At 71.3% G+C, this 23,210-nt stretch carries 22 protein-coding genes; 15 read left to right on the top strand and 7 right to left on the bottom strand.

Features of this window, described 5'->3' with window-relative positions; genetic code table 11:
* Positions 1 to 68: 68 nt before the first annotated feature.
* From ACKUB9_RS03675 to ACKUB9_RS03685, 3 genes are all read right to left on the bottom strand, one after another.
* A complete protein-coding gene (locus tag ACKUB9_RS03675) occupies positions 69 to 1,064 on the bottom strand; it encodes a TRAP transporter substrate-binding protein (RefSeq protein ID WP_407519433.1) in 996 nt (331 codons plus the stop codon).
* A gap of 76 nt (positions 1,065 to 1,140) precedes the next feature.
* A complete protein-coding gene (locus ACKUB9_RS03680) occupies positions 1,141 to 2,409 on the bottom strand; it encodes a TRAP transporter large permease (protein ID WP_407519434.1) in 1,269 nt (422 codons plus the stop codon).
* On the bottom strand, positions 2,409 to 3,038 hold the full coding sequence (locus ACKUB9_RS03685) for a TRAP transporter small permease (RefSeq protein ID WP_407519435.1): 630 nt from the start codon (positions 3,036 to 3,038) through the stop codon (positions 2,409 to 2,411). Before ACKUB9_RS03685 ends, ACKUB9_RS03680 begins: the two co-directional genes overlap by 1 nt.
* A gap of 99 nt (positions 3,039 to 3,137) precedes the next feature.
* Here ACKUB9_RS03685 and ACKUB9_RS03690 point away from each other — a divergent pair, with 99 nt between their 5' ends.
* Entirely contained in the window at positions 3,138 to 3,812 is a 675-nt protein-coding gene (locus ACKUB9_RS03690) for a GntR family transcriptional regulator (RefSeq protein WP_407519436.1), read from the top strand.
* A gap of 306 nt (positions 3,813 to 4,118) precedes the next feature.
* On the opposite strand, the gene ACKUB9_RS03695 is transcribed toward ACKUB9_RS03690, so the two are convergent.
* From ACKUB9_RS03695 to ACKUB9_RS03710, 4 genes are all read right to left on the bottom strand, one after another.
* On the bottom strand, positions 4,119 to 4,409 hold the full coding sequence (locus tag ACKUB9_RS03695; RefSeq protein ID WP_407519437.1) for a hypothetical protein: 291 nt from the start codon (positions 4,407 to 4,409) through the stop codon (positions 4,119 to 4,121).
* Positions 4,410 to 4,518: 109 nt separating this feature from the next.
* On the bottom strand, positions 4,519 to 6,648 hold the full coding sequence (locus tag ACKUB9_RS03700) for a peptidase domain-containing ABC transporter (protein ID WP_407519438.1): 2,130 nt from the start codon (positions 6,646 to 6,648) through the stop codon (positions 4,519 to 4,521).
* Positions 6,645 to 7,889 carry an HlyD family secretion protein gene (locus ACKUB9_RS03705; protein ID WP_407519439.1) on the bottom strand — a complete coding sequence of 415 codons (1,245 nt, stop codon included), beginning with the start codon at positions 7,887 to 7,889 and terminating at the stop codon, positions 6,645 to 6,647. The genes ACKUB9_RS03700 and ACKUB9_RS03705 overlap by 4 nt, the downstream gene beginning before the upstream one ends.
* Positions 7,890 to 7,992: 103 nt before the next feature.
* Entirely contained in the window at positions 7,993 to 8,130 is a 138-nt protein-coding gene (locus ACKUB9_RS03710) for a hypothetical protein (RefSeq protein WP_407519440.1), read from the bottom strand.
* Between the two features lie 298 nt (positions 8,131 to 8,428).
* On the opposite strand from ACKUB9_RS03710, the gene ACKUB9_RS03715 reads away from it, so the two are divergent.
* The 14 genes from ACKUB9_RS03715 to ACKUB9_RS03780 all read left to right on the top strand — a co-directional run bounded on the left by ACKUB9_RS03715 (position 8,429) and on the right by ACKUB9_RS03780 (position 23,205).
* Positions 8,429 to 9,481, top strand: a complete 1,053-nt coding sequence (locus tag ACKUB9_RS03715; RefSeq protein ID WP_407519441.1) for an NAD-dependent epimerase/dehydratase family protein — start codon at positions 8,429 to 8,431, stop codon at positions 9,479 to 9,481.
* 34 nt (positions 9,482 to 9,515) lie between these two features.
* Positions 9,516 to 10,808, top strand: a complete 1,293-nt coding sequence (locus tag ACKUB9_RS03720; RefSeq protein WP_407519442.1) for a glycosyltransferase family 4 protein — start codon at positions 9,516 to 9,518, stop codon at positions 10,806 to 10,808.
* A 124-nt stretch (positions 10,809 to 10,932) separates the two neighbouring features.
* Positions 10,933 to 12,096 carry a DegT/DnrJ/EryC1/StrS family aminotransferase gene (locus ACKUB9_RS03725; protein ID WP_407519443.1) on the top strand — a complete coding sequence of 388 codons (1,164 nt, stop codon included), beginning with the start codon at positions 10,933 to 10,935 and terminating at the stop codon, positions 12,094 to 12,096.
* Between the two features lie 651 nt (positions 12,097 to 12,747).
* On the top strand, positions 12,748 to 13,518 hold the full coding sequence (locus ACKUB9_RS03730) for an ABC transporter ATP-binding protein (RefSeq protein WP_407519444.1): 771 nt from the start codon (positions 12,748 to 12,750) through the stop codon (positions 13,516 to 13,518).
* A complete protein-coding gene (locus tag ACKUB9_RS03735; protein ID WP_407519445.1) occupies positions 13,511 to 14,398 on the top strand; it encodes an ABC transporter permease in 888 nt (295 codons plus the stop codon). Before ACKUB9_RS03730 ends, ACKUB9_RS03735 begins: the two co-directional genes overlap by 8 nt.
* A gap of 265 nt (positions 14,399 to 14,663) precedes the next feature.
* Complete coding sequence (locus ACKUB9_RS03740) at positions 14,664 to 15,626, top strand: ABC transporter substrate-binding protein (protein ID WP_407519527.1); 963 nt, start codon at positions 14,664 to 14,666, stop codon at positions 15,624 to 15,626.
* Positions 15,627 to 15,628: 2 nt separating this feature from the next.
* Entirely contained in the window at positions 15,629 to 16,396 is a 768-nt protein-coding gene (locus ACKUB9_RS03745; protein ID WP_407519446.1) for a succinate dehydrogenase/fumarate reductase iron-sulfur subunit, read from the top strand.
* Complete coding sequence (locus ACKUB9_RS03750) at positions 16,393 to 16,722, top strand: succinate dehydrogenase/fumarate reductase transmembrane subunit (RefSeq protein ID WP_407519447.1); 330 nt, start codon at positions 16,393 to 16,395, stop codon at positions 16,720 to 16,722. The genes ACKUB9_RS03745 and ACKUB9_RS03750 overlap by 4 nt, the downstream gene beginning before the upstream one ends.
* Positions 16,719 to 17,057, top strand: coding sequence for a succinate dehydrogenase, cytochrome b556 subunit (locus ACKUB9_RS03755; RefSeq protein WP_407519448.1), 339 nt, complete (start codon positions 16,719 to 16,721; stop codon positions 17,055 to 17,057). The genes ACKUB9_RS03750 and ACKUB9_RS03755 overlap by 4 nt, the downstream gene beginning before the upstream one ends.
* A 60-nt stretch (positions 17,058 to 17,117) precedes the next feature.
* Positions 17,118 to 17,990, top strand: coding sequence for a fumarate hydratase (locus ACKUB9_RS03760; RefSeq protein WP_407519449.1), 873 nt, complete (start codon positions 17,118 to 17,120; stop codon positions 17,988 to 17,990).
* A 79-nt stretch (positions 17,991 to 18,069) separates the two neighbouring features.
* The gene (locus tag ACKUB9_RS03765) at positions 18,070 to 18,681 is read left to right on the top strand and encodes a fumarate hydratase C-terminal domain-containing protein (protein ID WP_407519450.1); all 612 of its coding nucleotides are present in this window, start codon (positions 18,070 to 18,072) and stop codon (positions 18,679 to 18,681) included.
* Complete coding sequence (locus tag ACKUB9_RS03770) at positions 18,678 to 20,417, top strand: L-aspartate oxidase (protein ID WP_407519451.1); 1,740 nt, start codon at positions 18,678 to 18,680, stop codon at positions 20,415 to 20,417. Before ACKUB9_RS03765 ends, ACKUB9_RS03770 begins: the two co-directional genes overlap by 4 nt.
* A gap of 30 nt (positions 20,418 to 20,447) precedes the next feature.
* Positions 20,448 to 22,064 (top strand): thiamine pyrophosphate-binding protein, encoded by a 1,617-nt coding sequence (locus ACKUB9_RS03775; protein ID WP_407519452.1) that lies wholly within the window; start codon positions 20,448 to 20,450, stop codon positions 22,062 to 22,064.
* A 136-nt stretch (positions 22,065 to 22,200) separates the two neighbouring features.
* On the top strand, positions 22,201 to 23,205 hold the full coding sequence (locus ACKUB9_RS03780) for an ABC transporter substrate-binding protein (RefSeq protein WP_407519453.1): 1,005 nt from the start codon (positions 22,201 to 22,203) through the stop codon (positions 23,203 to 23,205).
* Positions 23,206 to 23,210 lie beyond the last annotated feature (5 nt).

Here is a 23,210-nt window from a genome sequence, read left to right on the forward strand (position 1 = left end):
CCGAGAGGCGGGCGTGACGCGGCCCGCAGGAAAGGGGCCGCCCCGGCCGCGGGCCGGGGCGGCGGGGATCAGGCGAGGGTCGCGCCGACCTTGCGCAGCTCGGCCAGCACCGGCGCCTTCGGCAGCCAGATCTTGTCGTAGGCCTCGATGATCGGCTCGGCGTCCTTCACCTCGGAGACCACGATCTTCACCGGCTGCTTGGCGAGGTTCGCCCAGATGCCGGGCTGGTTCGCCACGATCTCGTCGATCTCGGCGTCGAGCGCGGCCTTGGTGGTGCGGGTGACGAGCTCGCGGTCCCCTGCCGGCAGGCCCTGCCAGACGCGGCCCGACACGAGCGCGATCATCGGCATGTGCACGGCGTTCATGCGCAGGATGGTCTTCGCGACGCGGTCGAAGCGCTGGTTCCACGAGAAATCGAGATCCGCCTCCAGGCCGTCGACCTGGCCGTTGGCCATCGCGTCGTAGACCTGCGGGGTCGGGATCGGCGTCGGGGCGGCGCCGAGCAGCTGGTAGAAGTCGCGGAAGGCCGGGGTCGGGTTGATGCGCAGCTTCATGCCCTTGAGGTCGCCCACCGAGGCGATGTCGCGCGCCGCGAACACCGCCCGGATCGAGGTGATGCCCCAGGCGAGCCCGATGGTGCCGGTCTCGCGCGGCAGCACGTCGAACAGGCCGAGGGCGACCGGATGGCGCACGAGCTTGGCCACGGCCTCGGTGGAGCGCACCACGTAGGGCGCGTTGATCGCCGCGATAGCCGGCACGCGCGAGCCGAGTTCGGCGGCCTGGATGAAGGCCATGTCGAGGGCGCCCGATTGCAGCTGCTGCATCATCGCGCCCTCGTTGCCGAGCTGGCCGGCATGGAAGACCGTGAGCGAGAGCCGCCCGTTCGTCTCCTGCTTCAGGCTCTCGCCGACCCTGAGCGCCGCGTTGTTCCACGGGTGGTTGGGGGGCGTGATCAGCCCGAGGCGGAACTCGCGGGTCTGCTGGGCGCGCAGCACGGACGGGGCGGCGAGCGGCAGCGCGGCGCCGGCCGCGGCGGCGAGGAGATGGCGGCGGGAGAGGGTCATGATCGGCACTCCTTCGAAGACATCGCGGATGGGCCTCTCGGGCCGGGGGGGTCGGGCTACGCGGACGAACACCAGCTCACTGCTTGACGAGGGCGAGGGACAGGCCCGGCCACACCGACAGGAGCAGCAGCAGCACGCAGGAGATGAAGAAGAACGGCAGGGTGACCAGGAACATCCGGCCGGGCTTCGCCCCCGTGACCGCGGCGGCCACGAAGAAGCACAGGCCCACCGGCGGCGAGAGCAGGCCGAGCACGAGGTTGACCGTCACGACGACGCCGAAGTGGCGCGGGTCGATGTGGTAGACCTCGGTGGCGATCGGCAGCAGGATCGGCACCGTCATGATCAGGCCGGGCACGCCGTCGATGACCGTGCCGATGACGATCAGGATCACGTTCACGAGCAGCATGAAGGTGACCGGATCCTTGGCCACCGTGCGGATCCAGCCCGCCACATCCTGCGGCACCTTGCCGAAGACCAGCACCCACGAAAAAACCGCCGCGGCCGCGACGAGGAAGAGCACGATGGCCGAGTAGATGCCGGCCCGGCCGAGCATCGCCGGGAGCTGCCGGACGTCGAACTCGCGGGTCCAGTAGCGTCCGACCAGGGCCGCCGCGACCGTGCCCACCGCCGCCGCCTCGGTGGCGTTGGCGAGGCCCGAGAGGATCGAGCCGACGATGACCACCGGGATCGACAGGGTCGGCAGCGCGCCGAGCACGGTGCGGACGCGCTGGCGCAGGCTCATGCGCTCGCCCGCCGGAAAATTGTGCACCCAGCCCATCACGGCGATCACGAGGCAGAACAGGGCCGTCAGGATCACGCCCGGGATGATGCCGGCGATCAGCATGTCGGAGACCGGCACCTGGGCGAGCACGCTGTAGACGACGAACATCACCGAGGGCGGGATGATCGGCCCGAGCATGCCCGCATAGGCGGTCAGCCCGGCCGCGAAGGTGCGGTCGTAGCCCTTGCGCTCCATCTCCGGCACCATGATCTGGGCCATGATGGCGACCTGGGCGGTGGCCGAGCCCAGGATCGAGGACACGAACATGTTGGCGAGCACGTTGACGTAGGCGAGCCCCCCGCGCAGGGCGCCCACGAAGGCCATGGCCATCTCGACGATGCGGCGCGTGATGCCGCCGCCGTTCATGATCTCGCCGATCAGGATGAAGAGCGGGATCGCGATCAGCCCGTAGCTATCGACGCCCCCGAAGAGCTGCAGCGGATAGGATTGGAACAGCAGCGGGTTGCCGGAGGCCGCGATGTAGACCATGCCGGCGAGGCACAGGCAGAGGCCGATCGGCACGCCGGCCAGCATGATGGCCGCGAAGGCCGCTCCCGTGACCATCAGTTGATCCCCTCGTTCGAGGAGATGCCGAAGCGCGGCAGCACCGCGCGCTCGGCGAGCCCGAGATCCTCGGCGAGCAGCGCGAGGCCGTGCACCACCATCGAGGCCGAGAAGAGCGGCAGGATCAGGTAGAGGACCCAGCTCGGCCAGTTCAGCGTCTGGGTGCGCTCCGTGTAGAGGAAGTTGAAGGTCTCGGCCGCCAGCGCCCGCGTGTCGAAGCCGGCCCGCACGAGGCCCGGCGGGTCCATCCACAGCCAGCACATCCAGGTGAGCGCGAGCCCGAAGCCCACCACCGCGGCGGTGGCGATCACCCGGGCGGCCGCCTGCCCCGAGGCCGGGAGCCGCTCGGTCAGCATCGTCACGGCGAAGTCGAGTCGCAGCCGGGTCATCGCCGAGGCGCCGATGAAGGTGAGCCAGACCACCGAGTAGACCGCCGATTCGTCCACCCAGTAGAGGGGCGCCCCGAGGTAGCGGGTGACGACGTTGAGCAGGATCAGCGCCATCAGGAGCCCCATCAGCCCGACGAGGGCGTGACGCTCGGCGGCCAGGAGCAGGCGCGACGCCGCCATGACGAGCCGCACGGGCCGGGCGGCGGGACGGGCGGCGACGATGCTGGGCGAGACGGACATGCGCGGCCCTCGGTGACGCGCTCGCATCGTAGATTTTATACAATCGACAAATCAAGCGCAAAGCGGCATCGTGCTGCTCGTTCCCGCAGCACCCAGCCGATGCCCGCTCTCAAGCACCGCACCCTCTCGGCCGCGATCCTCGATCAGATCCGGCAATCCATCCTCGACGGCTCCTCGCCCGCCGGCACGCAGCTGCGCCAGGACGCACTGGCGGAGCTCTACGGCGTGAGCCGCATCCCGGTGCGCGAGGCGCTCTTTCAGCTCGAGGCGGAGGGGCTGGTGCGGATGGTGCCGCACAAGGGAGCAGTGGTCTCCGACCTCTCGCTCGGCGAGGTGGACGACGTCTTCGACCTGCGCGCCCTCCTAGAGCCGCGGCTGCTCGCCGCCGCCCTCCCCCATTACGATGCGGCCCTGTTCGACACCCTGGAGACGCTCCAGCACCGCTTCGAGGCCGCGATCGCGGCCGGCGACGTGGCGTGCTGGGGCCTGCTCAACGCCGAGTTCCACATGGCCCTCTACGGCCCGGCCCCGCAGCCGCGCACCCGGCAGGTGGTGGCGGGCCTGCTCCAGACCAGCGACCGCTACACGCGCATGCAGCTCTCCACCCCGGCGGCGATGCGGGTCGCCGAGCGCGAGCACCGGGGCCTGATCGACCTGTGCCGCGCGGGCGATCCCGCCCCGGCCTGCGCCCTCCTCGTGCAGCACATCGAGACGGTGCGGGCGGGCCTGCGGCGGGTGCTGAGGCAGACCGAGAGCGGCCTCGGAGGGGTGTGAGGTATCCGGGAGGTCGACGCGGGCGGGACTTCTGCGATGCGCAGCGATCCGGCCGCGGGAGAGCCCGACGCCGTCGGATCGGCGCGAGCGCGTCGCGGAGGGCGCCTCGCGCCGGGAGGCGGCGCGGGGCTTCGGGCCCGGCCCGCGCGATGGGCGCCGGCCCGCGGCCTTCGTGCACGAGGGCCGAGCGCAGGCCAAGCCGATGGGCAGCCGCCCGCACGCCGTCCCGGCCCCCGACACCGTTTCCGCGCGTTGCACGCCGCGAGGTGCTCGCCGCCCGCTCGCCGCGCAGCCGACCGCCTGCGATCAAAGCATCGATCGGACGAGGGTCAGGGCCGTGGGTGCCTTGCCGGTCGAGGCCCCGTTGGCGGCGCCGGTGGCGGCGCCGATCGCGACGGCGGACCCGCTGACCCCGCCGCCGACCGCCCCGCCGACCATGGCCCCCCAGGCGCCGACGACCGCTCCGACGAAGATCGCCGCGCCCAGGCTCAGGCTGCCGGGACTTCCATCCTGCTTGCGCTCCTGCGACTTCGGGGTCACCGATATCATTCCGCCGCCGACTTGGTCGCATTCGCGCTGCGTCAACTCACGAATCATCCGGCAGTCCTCCTGGACGAGAATCCACTCGGGTGCGCACCCCGACACGGCTCTACTGCGTGGCTGCTTCGCCGTCGTCATCCGATCAGGTGACACGGCACGGGACGCCTCATGATCCGGGAGTGAGGACCGGCGCGGCGGCGCCGACGATCCGCCCATCCTCGAGCCGCACCACGCGGTCGGCCCCGACGCGGGCCGCCGGCCTGTGCGCGACATAGATACGCGTGATGCTCAGGTCGCGCAGCGCCCGCGCGATCGCGACCTCGGTCTCCTCGTCGAGGAAGGCGGTTCCCTCGTCCATGAACAGGATGCGCGGCCTGCGATACAGGGCCCGGGCCAGCAGCACGCGTTGGCGTTGACCGCCCGACAGCGTGCTGCCCACGTCCCCGACGAAGCTGTTGTAGGTCATGGGCATGCTCATGATCTCGTGGTGAATGCCCGCGAGATGCGCTGCCTCAAGCATCGCGTTCACGTCGAAGTTGGTATCGAAGAAGCTGATGTTGTCGGCGATCGTTCCCGACATCAGCTGGTCGTCCTGCATCACGACACCGATCTGGCTGCGGTAGTCGGCGAGGCCGAAGGTTCGCAGGGGCGTGCCGTCGACCAGAACGCTCCCCTGCGTCGGATCGAGCAGGCCGGTCATGAGCTTGATCAGCGTCGTCTTTCCTGCCCCGGACCGCCCCGTGATGACGACGAATTCGCCCGCACGGATATCCAGATCGACACCGTCGAACAGCGAAGCCTCCGTCTCGGCATGGCGAAACCCGAGATCGACCAGCGCGACCGATCCGCGAACCTCCCTCCGGTAGGGCGCCGGGCAAGCTGCGCCGCTCTCCCGCTCGGCCAGAGCGATCTCGGACAGTCTCTCCAGATGAAGCTGGATGATGCGATAATCAAACAGTCTTTCGATCAGCAGGACCGTTTTTCCGACGAATTGCTGCTTGTATGTCATGTAGGCAAATATCATTCCGACGCTGAATATTCCGTCCATCGCGAGGCGCGCTGCGATGTATACTGCGATGATTGCCTCAAGACCGAAGATCAGATCGTTCGCCGTCTTGAACCCGAGCTGCAGATTGGCGATGCGGACTTGCGCATTGGCGGCGATCGAGGCCTGAGACAGCCAGCGGCCCTCCCGCTCCCGCTCCGCGTGGGCCAGCTTGATGGCCTGCATGGCGCGCAGCGTGTCGATCACGGCCGATTCCTCGAAGGCGGCGGTCCGGATCCCCTCTTCGCTCCGCTCACGCAGCGGCCGGTAGAGCGCGAAACGCAACCCCGCGTAGCCGGCCAGGGCGGCGAGGGAGACCAGGGTGAGGAGCGGGCTGTACAGGAGCAGCATCAGCAGCGTGAGCGTCGCCATGACCCCGTCGAGAACGGCGGCGACCAAGCCCTCCGCAACCAGTTTGCGCACCGGCGCGACGGACGAGAGCCGCGACAGCACGTCACCGATGTGGCGCGTCTCGAAGAAGCGCAGCGGGAGATGCAGCAGGTGCCTGAAGAGGCGCGCTTCCACCTGCAGACCGAGCAGCGTCTGAAGCCGCAGGAGGACGAGCGACCTGAGTGACGCGATGGCGACGGTGACGATGACGAGGAGCGCGAAGCCGATCGCCAGGACCGTCAGCAGATCGACGTCGCCGCGCGAGATGGCCTCGTCGACGACCAGCTGGAGGTACAGCGGGCTGACGAGAGCGAAGAGTTCGAGCCCGAACGAGAGCAGCAGGATCTGCGCGAGGGTGCTCTTCAATCCCGGGGCGGGTCCGATCGCCTCGCGCAGGCCGAGCCTGCTGGCGTCCTGGCGCGGAGCGAACGCGGCGGTCGGCGTCAGTTCGAGCGCGACGCCGGTCACGTGGCGGGACGCGTCCGTGTGGGTGATCCTGCGTCGTCCGACCGCCGGGTCGAGCACGGTGATCCCACGCGAGGTCACCGCCTCCAGGACGACGAAGTGCGACATGTCCCAGTGGAGAACGGCCGGCAGGCGCAGCAGCTTGAGATCCGGGAGGTCGAAGCGGACGGCGCGGCTCGACAGGTCGAGGACGTGTGCGACATCCATGAGCTGCGTGAGCGTCGCACCGCGCGTGGAGATCGGGTGCCGCCGCCGCAGGGTGCCGAGGTCGATCCGATGGCCGAAGTGAGCGGCCACCATGCCGAGGCACGCGAGCCCGCACTCGGACGCCTCCGATTGCAGCAGCACCGGCGTGCGGCCGCGTCCACCCAGGATGCGGGCGAAGCCCAGCGTCACAGCCGCATCCGCTGGAGAGGGCTGAGAGCCCACTGCCACAAGGGCCGCTCGTCGAGGACGATGGCGGCCCGCAGCTGCATCCCCGGGTGCAGCGCGTGCCGCGTCGATTCGAGCACGACCTCCTGATGGTCGAGCACGACGGTGACGCGGTACGCCGCCTCGGCCAGCCTCATGGCGCCGACGAATTCGGGCGGGGTGAGCACCGTCCGGCTGACCGAGGCCACCCGGCCCGGCTGACCACCGAACTTCTGGTGGGGATAGGCCTCGTACAGGACCCGGACGGGAAGGCCGGGGCGGACGTGCCCGATCGCGCGTGTCGGCACGAGGAGCTGTGCGACCAGCTCGCCCTGCAGCGGCGCAAGGGAGAGCAGCGGCGCGGTCGGCGTGACCCAGCGGCCGGGCGAGGCCTGCAGGGCCGAGACGCGGCCGCCGGTCGGCGCGCGCAGCATGTAGGCTCGGCCGAGCTGCGCCTCCGTCAGGCGCTGCTCCACGTCGGACAGCTCGGCGGTCAGCGTCCGGATCTGCGCCTCCGTCACGGATGGAAGCTGGGCGAGCGCGTACTGGCTGTCCTGGCGCTTCGCTTCGAGAGTGACGATCTGCTGGCGCAGCGCGGCGGCGCTCTGCCGGGCGCCGAGATGCGCCTCGACCCAGCGGTCGTACTCGGACCGGGAGATGAACCCCCGATCCAGACTCGGCTTGAGTGCCTCCGCGCGCGTCGCGATGAGGTCGGCCCGCTCGATCTGAAGGCGGAGCTGAGCCTCGATCTCCCGCAGCTCGCGCTCGGCTCCACTCAGCCTCGCGGCGGTGCGCGTCTCCTCGATCCCCGCCCACTCGCGCTGCCGCTCGATCTGCTGCGCGAGGCGATCCCGCCTGGACGCGAGCAGCCGAACGGCGTCGACGCCCGCATCCGTCCCGGTCGCGGTCGTCTGCTCGGCTTCGATCGTCATCAAGGCGTCGCCGGCCTCGACCGACTGCCCCTCGGCGACGAACAGAGCCTTGACCGTGCCGGGGCGCATCGCGTGCACCGGGGCGATCCCGGACCGCGGCTCGAGATAGCCGGGAGCCACCTCCGTGCGGGCATACCGGAAGGGCAGCAAACCGACGCCGAGCGCCACGAGGATGGTCACGGCGAGCCATCCGAGACAGGGGATCAGGGACGATCGGAGCAGCAGCGGGGGAGACCAATGGCCGTGGTGCTGGGCCTCGACGGCTTCCTGGCGAAAGAGGGGTTGGGGTCGCATCGGGAAGCGCCGCGATCGAGCAAGCTCCTGCGGCCCAGGCTAGACCGGCCGTTCCAGGGCGACATCATCTCATCGGATGAGGCGGCCGATGGCGCCGGGTGGTTCACCCGCCGCCCTGCGGCTCGACGTTCGACCCGACCGGGCAGGCCTTCGCCACGCGGCAGGTCGTGCCGCCACCGGCCGCGGCCCACGCGGCGGAGGAGCTGCACCCGGCCATGCGCGGTCCCAGGACGGGCGTCACCACCCGCTCCCTCGCGCAGCACCCTTTCGGGCTAGTGCCGGAAAGACGCGCCGCCGGGCGGAACATTCGCCCGCGCGCCGGCGAACCGGATCGCGGACGGGGCGGCTCTCCTGCGGATGCCGCGCCGCCCATCGCAGCCGGGCGGGCCGGCCGCGGTCGGCCCGCCCGGGCACCGCCCCGCCGTCCCACCCCCGTAGGTATTAAGAGCAATCGCCCTAGCCCGGATGATCGATTGTCCGCAATGAGAGATTATTAGACACATTCTAGATACAGTTTGGGCAGTGGGAAGGATGATCCCATGCGTAAAAAAATCGCGATCACCGGGGCGGGCGGCTACATCGGCTCCATACTCGTCCAGCGATTGCTTGAGAACGATTTCAGTATCAAAGCCGTCGATATGTTCTTCTTCGGAGACGCGCCGCTGTCACGGCTTCGCGCTCATCCTTCACTTGAGCTGGTACGCCAGGACATCCGCTCGATCGAGCCCGAACTGTTCGAGGATTGCGACTGCGTCATCGATCTTGCTGCTCTTTCGAATGATCCGTCGGGCGATCTCGACCCCGAACTGACACGCTCGATCAACGAGCGGGGCCGGATGCGCACCGCCGCCGCCGCCGAGCGGGCCGGGGTGCGCCGCTACCTCTTCGCGAGTTCCTGCGCGGTCTACGGCGCCGGCCTGGAGATGAACCTCTCGGAGGAGGCGCCGCTGCGCCCGCTCACCGTCTACGCCCAGACCTGCGCGCGGGCCGAGGAGGCGGTGCTCGCCCGCAACGGCGCCCACTTCACGACCGCGGCCTTGCGCAACGCCACCGTCTTCGGCCTGTCGCCGCGCATGCGCTTCGACCTCGTGGTGAACCAGATGACGCTCAACGCCCACGAGAGCGGCCGGATCACCGTGGCGGGCGACGGCACGCAGTGGCGACCGCTCGTCCACGTCCGCGACGTCGCCGAGGCGTTCCTGCTCGCCCTCGGCGCCCCGCGGCAGGCCATCGGCGGCCAGGCCTTCAACATCGGCGCGGAGAACCGTCAGGTCATCGACATCGCCCGCTCGGTGAAGCGCGCCGTCGCGACCCCCTCCCTGATCACCTTCGCGCCGGGCGGCCCCGACCGGCGCGACTACCATGTCGCCTTCGGCAAGGCCGAGCGGACCTTCGGCTTCGTGGCGGACCGGACGATCGACGAGGCGGTCGCGGAGATCGCCCGGGCGATCCGGGCCAAGCGCCTGACCGACACGCCGACCTGCCACACGGTGAGATGGTACCGCGACCTCCTGAGCAGGCCCGGCCAGGGGCTGCGGCTCCCCGACCTGGTGCCGGTCGAAGCGCGGCTCCCCATCGCGGCCACCGCGTGACGGCCGGTTTCCGCGCCGCCCGGGAGTCCGCCCGATGATCCCCCCTGTGCAGGCTCCGGCCCGCCCCTCCGGAGCATCCGGTCCGGAGGGGCCGCTCGACATCCGCCACGTCGTGATCGCCGACACCGGCGGCTATCCCTCCGCCTCGAACGGGGTCCATCAGGTCGCCCGCTCGCTGGCTCTGGAACAGGCGCGCGCGGGCGATGCGCCGCGCATCGTCTTCGTGTCGAACGAGCCCGGCGGTTTCTCGGGGCCGCCCGGCATCCGGCTCGATCACGTGCCGCTCGCCGGGCCGACGCTCCGCGGCCGCCCCGTGACGCTCGCGCCCGCGAGCCGCGAGGCCCTGCTCGCCGGGGCGGGGCCGCGCACGGTGTTCCACCTCCACGGCGCCCGCCAGCCGCTCCTCGTCGGGCTGACCCGGCACCTGCGGGCGCGCGGCCTGCCCTACATCATCACGCTGCACAGCTGCTTCTCGCACCTGTTCGACCGCGACGGCCGGGTGAAGAAGCCGCTCGTCGCCCTCTACGTCACCCTCATGGAGCGCGCGGCCCTGCAGGGCGCGCGGTTCGTCCACGTCCTCACCGACCTGGAAGAGGCCGAACTCGGCCGGCTCGCGCCCCGCGCGCGGGCCCGCCTCATCCCGAACGGCGCCTTCTCCAGCTCCGGATCGGGGCGCCCGCCGCCGCCCGACCGGGCCGGCCCGCGCAGGGGCGAGCCGGTCTTCGGCTTCTGCGGGCGTCTCGCGGTCTTCCACAAGGGGCTCGACCTCCTGGTCGACGGGTTCGCGCTCCATTGCCGCCGCGGCGGCCGCGGCCGCCTCGTGCTGATGGGGCCGCGCGCCGACGATGAGGACCTGGCCGCGCGCGCCGCCGCGCTCGGCATCGCGGATCGCGTCACGGTCCTCGAACCGCGCTACGGCGCGGAGCGCGACGCGGTGGTGCGGGACTGGGACTTTTTCGCCATTCCCTCCCGGCTCGACCACTGGCCCACGGCCGCACTGGAGGCCGAGCTGCTCGGCGTGCCGGTCCTCGTCACCCGCGAGACAGGACTGCACGCGCTGGCGGTGCAGTACGGCGCGGGCCTGCTCGTCCCCGACCTGACGGCCGAGCAGGTGGCCGACACCCTGGCGGAGGCCGCGCGCATCGATCCGGCCCGCTGGCGGCAGATGTCGGCCGGTGCCTACCGCATGGCCTGCGAGGTGGCGGACTGGCACGTGGCGGCCGCGCGGGTCGACGCCCTCTACCGCGGGCTGCCGGAGCCCCGGGCCGGGATCCCGGTCAGCCTGCTCAGCCCCGCGGGCCTCGTCCGCCCGGCGCAATGCCGATGACCCGCCCGGACCTAAGCAGAACTGCCCGGGGCGATTCTGCTTAGGCTTTTGATATTGCATAATTTTTTCGTCGCCGAACCGGTGACCACTTCGGCGAATGATGCTTAGATCAGGGAGATCCCGCATGGCTGTTCCGTTCTACCGGCACGCTCTCTCGCCCGCCTGCGCCGAGCGCGTCGCCGGGGTGCTGGCGAGCCCGTTCCTGACGAGCGGCCCGCAGGGCGGGCGCGTCGAGGAGCGGCTGCGCGGCTTCTTCGGGGTGGCGCACGCGAAGCTCACGTCGAGCTGGACGCAAGGGGCCGTCGCGACGCTGCTCGCCCTGGAGATCGGGCCGGGCGACGAGGTGATCGTGCCCGCCATGACCTTCGCGGCGACGGCCAACGTGGTGCGCCTCGTCGGCGCCACCCCGGTCTTCGTCGATGTCGATCCGGCCACGCTCCTCATCGACCGCCGGCAGGTGGCCGGGGCGGTGACGCCGCGGACCCGGGCGGTGATCCCGGTGCATCTCTACGGCCAGATGGTCGACATCCCGGCCCTGCGCCGGGTGCTTCCCTCCTCCGTCCGGATCATCGAGGACGCAGCACATTGTTTCGAGGGCCGGCGCGACGGCCGGCGGCCCGGCCAGGACGGCGATGCGGCGATTTTTTCCTTCTACGCCACGAAGAACGTGACCTGCGGCGAGGGCGGGGCCGTCATCACGAACGACCCGGACTTGGCCGCGGCGCTGGTCCAGACGGTCCTGCACGGCATGTCGGCCGGCGCCGCCCAGCGCTTCCAGGGCGGCACCTACCGACACTGGGACATCGCCCGCCTCGGCACCAAGGCCAACCTGCCCGATCTCCTGGCGGTGCTGCTCGAACCGCAGATCGACGGGATCGAGGCGCAGCTCCCCCGGCGCGAGCGGCTCTGCGCCCGCTACGAGGCGGCGCTCGCCGGTACGCCGTTCACGTGGCCGGCGATCGAGCCCGGCGCCGTCTCGGCCCGCCACCTCTTCCCGATCCACGTGCCGGGCGGGCGGCGCGACGCGGTGCTGCAGGCCCTGGGCCAGGCCGGCATCGGCGCGACCGTGAACTACCGCAGCGTGCCCTGCCTCACCCTCTACGCCGCCTCCGGCACCATCCCCGACCTGCCGGTCTCCCGGGGCTGGGGCGAGGGCACGCTCTCGCTCCCGCTCTTCCCGGACCTGCGGGACGAGGAGCAGGACGAGGTGATCGCCGTCCTGCGCGACCAAGCCCTCGCCATCGAGGCGCCCGTCGCGCGGCAGCGGGAGGAGCCGGCGCTCGTTTGATACGATCGCCCCCCGATCGGTTCGGGAAGTAATTAAAGCGCGGGGAACCCCTCTCCCGTGCGGGAGAGGGGTTCCCCGCGTTCTCTTTACACGAACGGATCAACCGCAAACCTTATGACTGCCGGCCCACCGGGCCGAGCGAGGCTCGACCTGAGGACGCCCTCCGCGTCCTCCGCGGCCGCCTCTCGCGGGCTCCCGCCCGCGATGCCCTCCCCTGTCCGATCCTGTTTCGGCCTGCGCGCGTCGAGCGGCGTGGCCGACGCGCCGTGAACCCGCCGTGGCCGGACCCGCATCGCGGGCCGGAAGCCCACATGGGGTCGCGCGCGATCCGCATGAGATGATATCCAGCCCGCCGGGCGAATCCCCCGCCGCGCGCGCTCGCGGCCTCCCGCCCATTCTCCTATCTTATAAAAGATAGGGTTATCTTTACGCCTCCGGCTCGGATTGCTATGTCCGGAGCCGGTCCCGCCCGGACGCCGAGACGCCAGCGGCGCCAGGGCTGGACGACCCCGCCCCGCCCGGGGAATCCTGTCGCGAAAAACGCCCGCGCCGGGCGCGTCGGTGAATCCGGCACGGCCGCGCGGTCCGATCAGGACACGAAGCTCGCAACGACACCAACGCGGCCCGAGCCGCGACGTCAGGGAGGAGCGCATGGGCTTGAGCGAGCCGCTGCTGGAAGTCGATGGGGTCACGCTCCAGTACAAGACGCCGCATCACCTCATCACCGCGACCTACAAGGTCAGCTTCGATGTCCTGCGGGGCGACCGCTTCATCCTGCTCGGCCCCTCGGGCTGCGGCAAGTCCACGCTGCTGAAGGCGGTCGGCGGCTACATGGCGCCCACCGAGGGCGAGATCCGCCTGAACGGCAAGCCCGTCACCGCGCCCGGCCCCGACCGGATGATGGTGTTTCAGGAATTCGACCAGCTCCTGCCCTGGAAGACCGTGAAGCAGAACGTCGCCTTCGCGCTGACCGCGAGCGGGCGGGCCAGCGGCGCCGAGGCGCAGGACCGGGCGATGGCCACGATCGAGAAGGTCGGCCTGACGAAATTCGCCGATTCCTACCCGCACATGCTCTCGGGCGGGATGAAGCAGCGGGTCGCCATCGCCCGCGGCATGGCGATGGAGCCCGATATCCTGCTGATGGACGAGCCCTTCGCGGCCCTCGACGCGCTGACGCGGCGGCGCATGCAGGACGAGCTCCTGCGGCTGTGGGAGGAGCACCGCTTCACGGTGCTGTTCGTCACCCACTCGATCCCCGAGGCGATCAAGATCGGCTCGCGGATCCTCCTGCTCTCGCCCCATCCCGGCGAGGTGAAGGCGGAGCTCAACAGCGCCCGCGCCCCGGACGAGCAGCGGCACCTCGAGAGCCGCATCCAGCAGATGCTCTTCGCCGAAGAGATCGAGGAGGCCGAGAATGTCTAGCGCCGACCTGCTCGCGCCCGCCGCGCCCGCCCGCCCCGAGATCGTCCGCGACGCACGGGCGGCGCAGGGCGGCATGATCGTCGAAAAACCGCTCTCGATGCTGGAGCGGCTCTACAACCAGGCCTGGCTGCGCAAGCTCGTCATCCTGGTGGCGCTCGCCGGGATCTGGGAGATCTACGGGCGCTCCCTCGACAACGACCTCCTGTTCCCGACTTTCTCGGCGACGGTCGGCGCCTTCGCGCGCGGGATCGCGGAGGGCACGCTCCTGCTGCGGGCCTGGGGCTCGATCAAGGTCCTGCTGATCGGCTACGCCGCCGGCATCGTGCTGGCGACGCTGCTCACCGGCCTCGCCATGACCTCGCGGATCGGCACCGACTTCCTGGAGACCATGACGTCGATGCTGAACCCGCTGCCGGCGATCGCGCTCCTGCCGCTGGCGCTGATCTGGTTCGGCCTGGGCAACGGCAGCCTCGTCTTCGTGCTGGTGCATTCCGTCACCTGGGCGATCGCGCTCAACACCCATTCGGGCTTCCTGTCGGTGAGCCGCACCCTGACGATGGTGGGCCAGAATTACGGCCTCTCCGGCGCCGGGCTGATCCGGCAGATCCTGATCCCGGCGGCCTTTCCCAGCATCCTCACCGGCCTCAAGGTCGGCTGGGCCTTCGCGTGGCGCACCCTGATCGCCGCCGAGCTGGTCTTCGGCGTTTCCTCGGGCTCGGGCGGCCTCGGCTGGTTCATCTTCGAGAACAAGAACATGCTCGACATCCCGAACGTCTTCGCCGGCCTGTTCACGGTGATCATCATCGGGCTGATCGTCGAGAACCTGATCTTCCAGACGATCGAGCGCAACACGATCCGGCGCTGGGGCATGCAGGCCTGATCCGCGCGGCGGAGCTTCGGCTTCCCCGAGCGAAGCCGACATCCGCATCGCCAAGCGGCCCCTGGCGATCGATCGAACCTCGCTGAGCCAGGGGACCGCCGAACGCCCACGCCAGTCATGTATATGACAGAGGACAGTTGACAGGGGGCACCCCGACCGTATCCTCCCTCTCAAGAACGATTCAGAACTCCGCGACACGGGACGGAAACGCATGGCTAGCAACGGCTTGGCTGGTAAAGGCCTGCTTCGGCTGCTCGGGGCCGCGATGGTCGTCGCCGCGGGACTCTCGGGCGCACGGGCCGAGGTCGCGACCGTGCGCCTCGCCAAGCAGTTCGGCATCTCCTACCTGCCGCTCACCCTGATGGAGGAGGAGCGCCTGCTGGAGAAGCACGCCAAGGCGAAGGGCCTCGACATCAAGACGGAGTGGCTGCGCTTCACCGGCGGCTCGGGGATGAACGACGCGCTCCTGTCGGGCAACCTCGACCTCGCGGCGGGCGGCGTCGGCCCGATGCTGACCATGTGGGGCCGCACGCGGACCAACCTGAAGGTGAAGGGCGTCGCGGCCCTCAACGCGATGCCGCTGTGGCTGGTGAGCGTCAATCCGGCCGTGTCCTCGATCAAGGACTTCACGCCGAAGGACAAGATCGCGCTGCCCACCGTGAAGAGCTCGATCCAGGCCATCACCCTGCAGATGGCCGTTGAGAAGGCCTTCGGCCCCGGCGAGCAGAACAAGCTCGACGCGCTCACCGTGTCGATGGGCCACCCCGACGCGCAGACCGCGCTGCTCAGCGGGCGCTCCGAGATCACCGCCCATTTCGGCTCCTCGCCGTTCCAGGAGCAGGAGCTGAAGGACCCGCGGGCGCGCAAGGTCCTCGACAGCTACGACGTGCTCGGCGGTCCCCACACCTTCAACCTCGTCTGGGCGTCGAGCCGCTTCGTCACCGAGAACCCGACCGTCACGGCGGCCTTCCTGGCGGCGCTGGAGGAGAGCCTGAAGCTGATCCGCGACGACCCGTCCCGCGCCGCCGCGCTCTGGATCAAGGCCGAGAACGCCAAGCTCTCGCCAGGAGAGGCCGAGGAGATCATCCGCTCGCCCCAGAACGAGTGGACGACGCAGCCCAAGCGCATGCTCGACTACCTCGCCTACATGAACCGCATCGGCCTCGTCACCGCGAAGGCCGCCGACGAGGCCGAGCTGTTCCACGCAAGCCCCGCGGCGGGGCGCTGAGCATGACCGCCCCAGTAACCCCGGAAACCGTGACTCCGGAGGCCGTGCAGGGCTCGGCCCGCATGCTGGAGGTGCGGGTCCGGCGCGACGAGGGCTTCCAGGCCTTCGCGGTGGCGCGGCGGCCGAACCAGACCGTCCTCGACGTCGTCACCGAGATCCAGCGCGAGCAGGATCCGACGCTCGCCTACCGCTTCGCCTGCCGGGTCGGCATGTGCGGCTCCTGCGGCATGACCGTGAACGGCCGCCCGCGCTGGACCTGCCGCACCCGCGTCGCCGAGGCGGCGGACGGCGACGCGCTGGTGCTGGAGCCCCTGCGCAACCTGCCGGTGGTCAAGGACCTCGCCGTCGACATGGAGCCCTTCTTCGAGAAGTGGCGCCGCGCCCACGGCTACTTCGAGCCGGGCGAGGCGCCGCCGGCGGATTTCGCGGCGGTGCGGCCGGACGAGCCGGAGCGCCGCGAGGCCGATGCCGGCATCGAGTGCATCAATTGCGGCGTCTGCTACGCGGCCTGCGACGTGGTGGCGTGGAACCCGGACTATCTCGGCCCCGCCGCCCTCAACCGCGCCTGGACGCTGGTGAACGACGTGCGCGACCGCGGCCAGGAGGCGCGCCTCGCGGCCGTCGCAGGGGACGCCGGCTGCCATTCCTGCCACAGCCACATGAGCTGCACCGAGCACTGCCCGAAGGCGCTCTCCCCCACCTTCGCCATCGCCGGGCTGAAGCGCGAGACCGGCCGCGCTGCCCTGCGGCGCCTGTGGAGGAAGGCATGAGCCCCCTCCTCTACCTCGCCCAGCGCGCCACCGCCCTGATCCTCGCGCTCACGGTCGCGGTCCATCTCGGCACCATCCTGTACGCGGTGCGCGGCGGCCTCACGGCGGGCGAGATCCTGGCGCGCACGCAGGGCAACGGGGCCTTCCTCGCCTTCTACGCGGTGTTCGTGCTCGCCGCCGCGATCCATGCGCCGATCGGCCTGCGCAGCGTGCTGCGCGAGTGGACGGGCTGGCGCGGCCGCTCCCTCGACGTCGCGATGATCGCGCTCTCGGCCGTCATCGCGGTGCTGGGCCTGCGCGCGGCGCTGGCGGTCTTCCTCGCATGATCCGGCCCGCGCACCGCCGGCCCGGCTACGCCGCGGCCCTGATCCACCGCCTCTCGGGCGTGGCGCTGGCGCTCTTCCTGCCGATGCACTTCATCGCGCTCGGCACCGCGCTCCAGGGCGCCGACCGGCTGGAGAGTTTTCTCGGGCTCACCCACAACCTCGCGGTGCGCACCGCCGAATGGGGCCTCGTCTGCGCGCTCGCCGTCCACATGGCGCTCGGCCTGCGCATCCTGGCGATCGAGTGGCTCGCCTACCGCGAGCGCACCGCCCTCGTCGTCTCCGGCTGCCTCGCGACCTCGTTCGCGGTCGGCCTCCTCTTCCTCCTGAGCGCCTGAGCCGCCAGGCTCACCAACAAGCCCCGCCAACAAGGCCCGCCAACCTCTGGGGAGACCGGCATGGAGCTCGATCTGCACGAAGTCGAGGAGGTCTGCAGGGACCTCTACGTCCGCGCCCTCAAGATCCTGCCGCCCGACATCAAGGCCGGCTTCGCCGCCCTGCAGCGTCAGGAGACCAGCGCCACGGGCCGGGCCATCCTCGGCACCATGGTCGAGAACGTCGCGGTGGCCGAGCGCACCAACAACATCCTGTGCCAGGATACCGGCATCCCGATCTACAACGTGGTGATCGGGCGCGCGGTGAGCTTCGACGGGGCCGGGCTGAAGGCCGCCATCCGGCGCGGCTGCGAGCGGGCGACGAAGGAGTTTTCGCTGCGCTCCTCCGTGGTCCACCCGATCACCCGGCACAACGACCAGACCTCCTGCGGCATCCGCGTGCCGATCATCCACGTCGACTTCGACGAGACCGACGAGACCGTGGCGATCGAGATGATCCCGAAGGGCTCGGGCTCGGAGAACGGCTCGTTCCTGCAGATGCTGCTGCCCTCCGACGGCATCAACGCGGTCAAGCGCTTCGTCATCGACCGGGTGATCGACCTCGGCGGCCGGGTCTGCCCGCCCACCATCGTGGGCGTCGGCATCGGCGGCACCTCGGACCTGTGCATGCACCTCGCCAAGATCGCGGCGACGCGGCCCCTGCGCACGGCCTGCGCCGACCCGGAGGGCGCCCGCATCGAGGCGGAGCTGTCGCGGGCCGTCAACGAACTCGGCATCGGCCCGCAGGGGCTGGGGGGCCGGGCGACGAGCTTCGCGGTCCATGTCGAGGTGGCGGCGACCCACATCACCCAGAACCCGGTCGCCGTGAACATCCAGTGCCACTCGGCCCGCCGCGCCCGTGCGACGATCACGCCGGGCGGCATCGCCTTCGCCTGAGCGGACCGGTCCGCTCGGGCTCGTGTGGTTCCCATCCCGGTCGCGGCGGGTTGCGGCGGGGATGCAGAGGGAGGGCGCCATGGCCCATCACATCCTCGACATGCCGGTGGACGCCGACCGGGTGCGGGAGCTGCGCGTCGGCGACACCGTCACCCTGCGCCGCACCCTCTACGGCATCCGCGACGCCACCCTGATCCACATGTTCGACCGCGGCCGGCGCACCCGGCTCGACCTCCAGGGCCACGCGGTGATCCACACCGCCCCGAACGTCCACCGGGTGGAGCCCTCCCCCGAGGCGCCGGTCGGCTACGCGCCCTTCTGCATCGGCACCACCACCTCGATGCGGATGGAGCGCTTCACCGCCGACCTGATGCGCCGCGAGGGCGTGCGGATCATCATCGGCAAGGGCGGGATGGGGCCGCAGACCCAGGCGGCCTTCGCCGAGCAGGGCGGGGCCTACCTCGCCATCGTCGGGGGAGCGGCGGCGCTGGAGACCACCTGGATCGAGCGCATCGAGGATGTCGACCTCGACGACCTCCACCCCGAGAGCCTGTGGCGCTTCGCGATCCGCGATTTCGGGCCGCTCCTCGTCGGCATGGACGCCCATGGCGGCTCGCTCTTCGCCGAGGTGCAGCGGGACGTGGCGAGCCGGCGCGACGCGGTGATCGCCAGCCTGGAGGAGGCCCGATGAGCCTCGCGCGCACCGACACCGACATCCTGATCCTGGGCTCCGGCGGGGCCGGGCTGTTCGCGGCGCTCCACGCCAAGAAGATCGCCCCCGACCTCGACGTCACGGTCGCCGTGAAGGGGCTGCTCGGCAAGTGCGGCTGCACCCGGATGGTGCAGGGCGGCTACAACGTCGCGCTCGCCTCGGGCGACTCGGTCGAGCGCCACTTCATGGACACGATCGAGGGCGGCAAGTGGCTCAACAACCAGGCCCTCGCCTGGACCCTGGTGACCGAGGCGCAGGTGCGCATCCGCGAGCTGGAGAACGAGCTCGGCTGCTTCTTCGACCGCAACCCGGACGGCAGCGTCCACCAGAAGGCCTTCGCCGGCCAGACCTTCGACCGCACGGTGCACAAGGGCGACCTCACCGGCATCGAGATCATCAACCGCCTCGCCGAGCAGGTCTGGCGCCGCGACGTGCGCCGGCTCGAAGACCACCGCGCCCTGGAGCTGATCCCGGCCGCGGACGGCTCGGGCCTCGCGGGCGTGCTGATGCTCGACATGCGCAGCGGGCTGCCGCTCCTCGTGCGCGCCAAGGCGGTGCTGCTCGCCACCGGCGGCGGGCCAACCATGTACCGCTACCACACGCCGTCCGGCGACAAGACCTGCGACGGGCTCGCCATGGCGCTGCGGGCCGGCCTGCCGCTGCGCGACATGGAGATGGTGCAGTTCCACCCTACCGGCCTCCTGGCCGGCACCGGCACGCGCATGACCGGGACGGTGCTGGAGGAGGGCCTGCGGGGCGCGGGCGGCTGGCTCCTCGACGCCACCGGCGAGCGGTTCATGCAGGCGGTGGACGAGCGGGCCGAGCGGGCCACGCGCGACATCGTCAGCCGGTCGATCCTGCGCCGCATCCGGGAGGGCTTCGCGAGCCCGAACGGCGGCGTCTACATCCAGATGAGCCATCTCGGCCCGGACAAGGTCCGCCGCAACTTCAAGGGCATGGTCGAGCGCTGCGCCGATTGCGGCTTCGACCTCGCGGGCGGGCGCGTCGAGGTGGTGCCCACCGCCCACTACATGATGGGCGGGGTCGCCTTCGAGGTGGATTGCCGCACGGCTCTGCCGCGCCTGTTCGCGGCGGGCGAGGACACGGGCGGCGTGCACGGGGCCAACCGGCTCGGCGGCAACGGCGTGGCGAACTCGACGGTCTTCGGCGGGCTCGCCGGACAGTCGATGGCCCGCGCGGTGCCGCGGGCGGGCGCCCACGCCGAGCCCGACCGGGCCGCGATCGAGGCCGGCCTCGCGCGGGCCTTCGGGCCGCTCGGGCGCCCGTCCGGCGATCTGGAGGCGATCCGCGAGGCGCTCTACGGGACGATGTGGGACGATGTCGGCATCCTGCGCGACGCGGCGGGCCTGTCGCGCGCCATGGCCACCCTCGACGGCCTCGCCGAGGCGGTCGGGCGCGCCGGCGCCCCGGACGGCGACCGGCGCTACAACCTGACCTGGATGGACCGGCTCAACCTCGAGAACCTGATCCTCGTCTCGAAAACCATCTGCGCGGCGGCGCTCGCCCGCACGGACAGCCGCGGCGCGCATTTCCGCGAGGATCACCCCGAGACCTCGGACCTCGACACCTCGCACTACACGGTGGTGCGCCAGTCGAGCGACAACCAAGCGGGCGACGACCTCGCGGTCTCCCTCGAACCGGTGCACTTCACCCACGTGCGGCCCGGCCGCTCGCTCCTCGACGCCGCGGCCTGAAGGCCGCCCGCTCCTCGACGGGAACCCTGCATGGACAGCCTGCGCGGTGCCGACATCGTGGCGAAGGGCCTGGAGCGCCTCGGCGTCACCCGGATCTTCACCCTGTCCGGCAACCACATCATGCCGGTCTTCGACGCGCTGCTCGCCACCGGGATCGCGGTCGTGCACGCCCGGCACGAGGCGGCCTGCGTGCACATGGCCGATGCCTGGGGCCGGCTGACCGGCGAGCCCGGCGTGGCCCTGGTGACGGGCGGCCAGGGCCACGCGAACGGCGCGGCCGCCCTGTTCACGGCGCTCGCCGCGGAATCGCCGGTGCTGCTCCTCTCGGGCCATGCCGGGCTCGGCGAACTCGGGCGCGGCGCCTTCCAGGAGATGGCCCAGGCCGAGATCGCCCGGCCGATGACCAAGGCCTCGTGGACCGCCACCTCTGTGGCCGCGCTCGGCCCCGATCTCGCGCGGGCGTGGCGCCTCACCCGCGAGGGGCGGCCCGGCCCGGTCCATCTGAGCCTGCCCGTCGACCTCTTGGAGGCCCGGGTGCCGGCCGATTCCGTGCGGCTGCCTGACGCCGGGCCGCCTCCCGCCGCCACGCCCGATCCGGCCCTGGTCGCGGCCATCCTCGAACGGCTTGCCCGGGCCGAGCGGCCGCTCGTCCTGTGCGGCCCGGCCTCGTGCGATCCCGCCGGCCGCGCCGCCATGGCGGCACTCGAGGAGCGGATCGGCGTGCCGGTGATCGGGATGGAGAGCCCGCGGGGCCTCAACGACCCGAGCCTCGGCGCCTTCGCGCCGGTGCTGGCGCGCGCCGACCTCCTCGTGCTCGCGGGCAAGCCCCTCGACTTCACGCTGCGCTTCGGCGATGCGCCCGCCGTGGCGCCGGACTGCCTCTTCTGCGTCGCCGATCCGGATCCGGCGCTGCTCGGCCGTGCCCCGCCCGAGCGCCTCGTCGCCTCCGGCCTCGCCGAGGCGCGCCCGCTCCTGGCCGCACTATGCGCGGCGGGCGCGCCGCACCCGGCGACGTCCTGGCTCCAGGAGGTCCGGGAGGCCCTGGCCTTCCGTCCGGCGGCCTGGACCGAGGCGCGGGGCACGCCCGGGCGTCTGCACCCGGTGGAGCTGTGCCGGGCGGTCGATGCCTTCCTGGCCCGCCATCCGGAGGGCACGCTGATCTGCGACGGGGGCGAGATCGGACAATGGCCGCAGGCCCTGGTCCGGGCGCGGCGGCGCCTCGTCAACGGCGTCTCGGGCACGATCGGCGCCTCGCTGCCCTTTGCCATCGCGGCCCGCGCGGCGCATCCCGACGCGCCCGTGGTCGCGGTGCTGGGCGACGGCACCTTCGGCTTCCACATGGCGGAGTTCGACACGGCGCTCCGCTACGGCCTGCCCTTCATCGCGGTGGTCGGCAACGACGCGCGCTGGAACGCCGAGTACCAGATCCAGCTGCGCCAGTACGGCCCGGAGCGCGCGCGCCACTGCGACCTCCTGCCGAGCCGCTACGACGCCGCCGTGGCGGCGCTCGGCGGCTTCGGCGCCCTGGTGACCTCCGCCGACGACCTGCCCGCGGCGCTCGATGCGGCCCATGCGAGCGGCAGGCCGGCCTGCGTGAACGTGATGATCGACAGCGCTCCGGCCCCGGTGATCCGCCGGCCGGGGTGAGGCGCTGGCTTAGAGCACCGCCCGATCGCGCTGCGATCGGGCGGTGCTCCAAGCCTTTGACTTGCCGTATTTTCTGCGACGAACCGGGATCCACTTCGTCGGAAAATGCTCTAGGCCCGCTTCGGGGGAGGACGAGATGCGCAGACGGGAGGTTCTCGCGGCCGCCGCCGCGGCGCTGGTTCCGGGGATCGGCGGGGCGCGGGCCGAGATCGGCGAGGTGCGCATCGCGCGCCAGCCGAGCCTCGGCCATCTCCCGCTGATGATCATGGAGGAGCAGGGCCTGCTCCAGAAGGCCGCCGCAGCGCGGGGCCTGCCCAGCCTCGTTCCCCGCTACGTCACGCTGGCGGGCGGCGCGGCGATGAACGACGCGCTCCTCTCGGGCTCGATCCAGTTCGCGGCCGGCGGCGTGCCGCCCCTGGTGCTGCTGTGGTCGAAGACCGAGGGGACGGGCCTCGCCGTCAAGGGCGTGGCGGCCATGAACGCCATGCCGCTCCTGATGAACACCCGCAACCCGGCGATCCGCTCGCTCGCGGATTTTTCCGACCGGGACAAGATCGCGCTGCCGGCCGTGAAGGTGTCGGTGCAGGCGATGTTCCTGCAGATGGCCGCCGAGAAGGAACTCGGGGAAGCGCGCCGCCACGACCTCGACCGCCTCACCGTGACGCTCTCGCACCCCGACGGCATGGCGGCGCTCCTGTCGGGCGGCGAGGTCACGGCGCATTTCACCGCGGCGCCGATCCAGGAGCTGGAACTGCGCCATCCGGGCATCCGCACGCTGCTGAACACCTACGACATCCTGGGGGAGCCCTCGACCTTCAACGTGGTCTGGGCCTCCTCGGCCTTCGTGGAGGCCAATCCCCTTCTCTACGCGGCCTTCACGGCGGCCCTCGACGAGGCGGTGGGCGCGATCAACGCCGACCGGCGGGCGGCGGCCGCATCCTACGTGCGGCTTGCCCGGGACGCGAGCGACGTCGGGCTGATCGCCCAGATCCTCGACGACCCGCAGGTGCGCTTCACCACGACCCCGCAGGCGATCGGCCGCTACGCCGACTTCATGGCGCGCACCAAGACGATCCGCCGCCGCCCCGGGAGCTGGAAGGACCTCTTCTTCGCCAACCTGCACGACCGGCCCGGCAGCTGAGCGCC

It is taken from the genome of Methylobacterium oryzisoli (genome assembly GCF_046557895.1).
Lineage (GTDB): Bacteria > Pseudomonadota > Alphaproteobacteria > Rhizobiales > Beijerinckiaceae > Methylobacterium > Methylobacterium oryzisoli.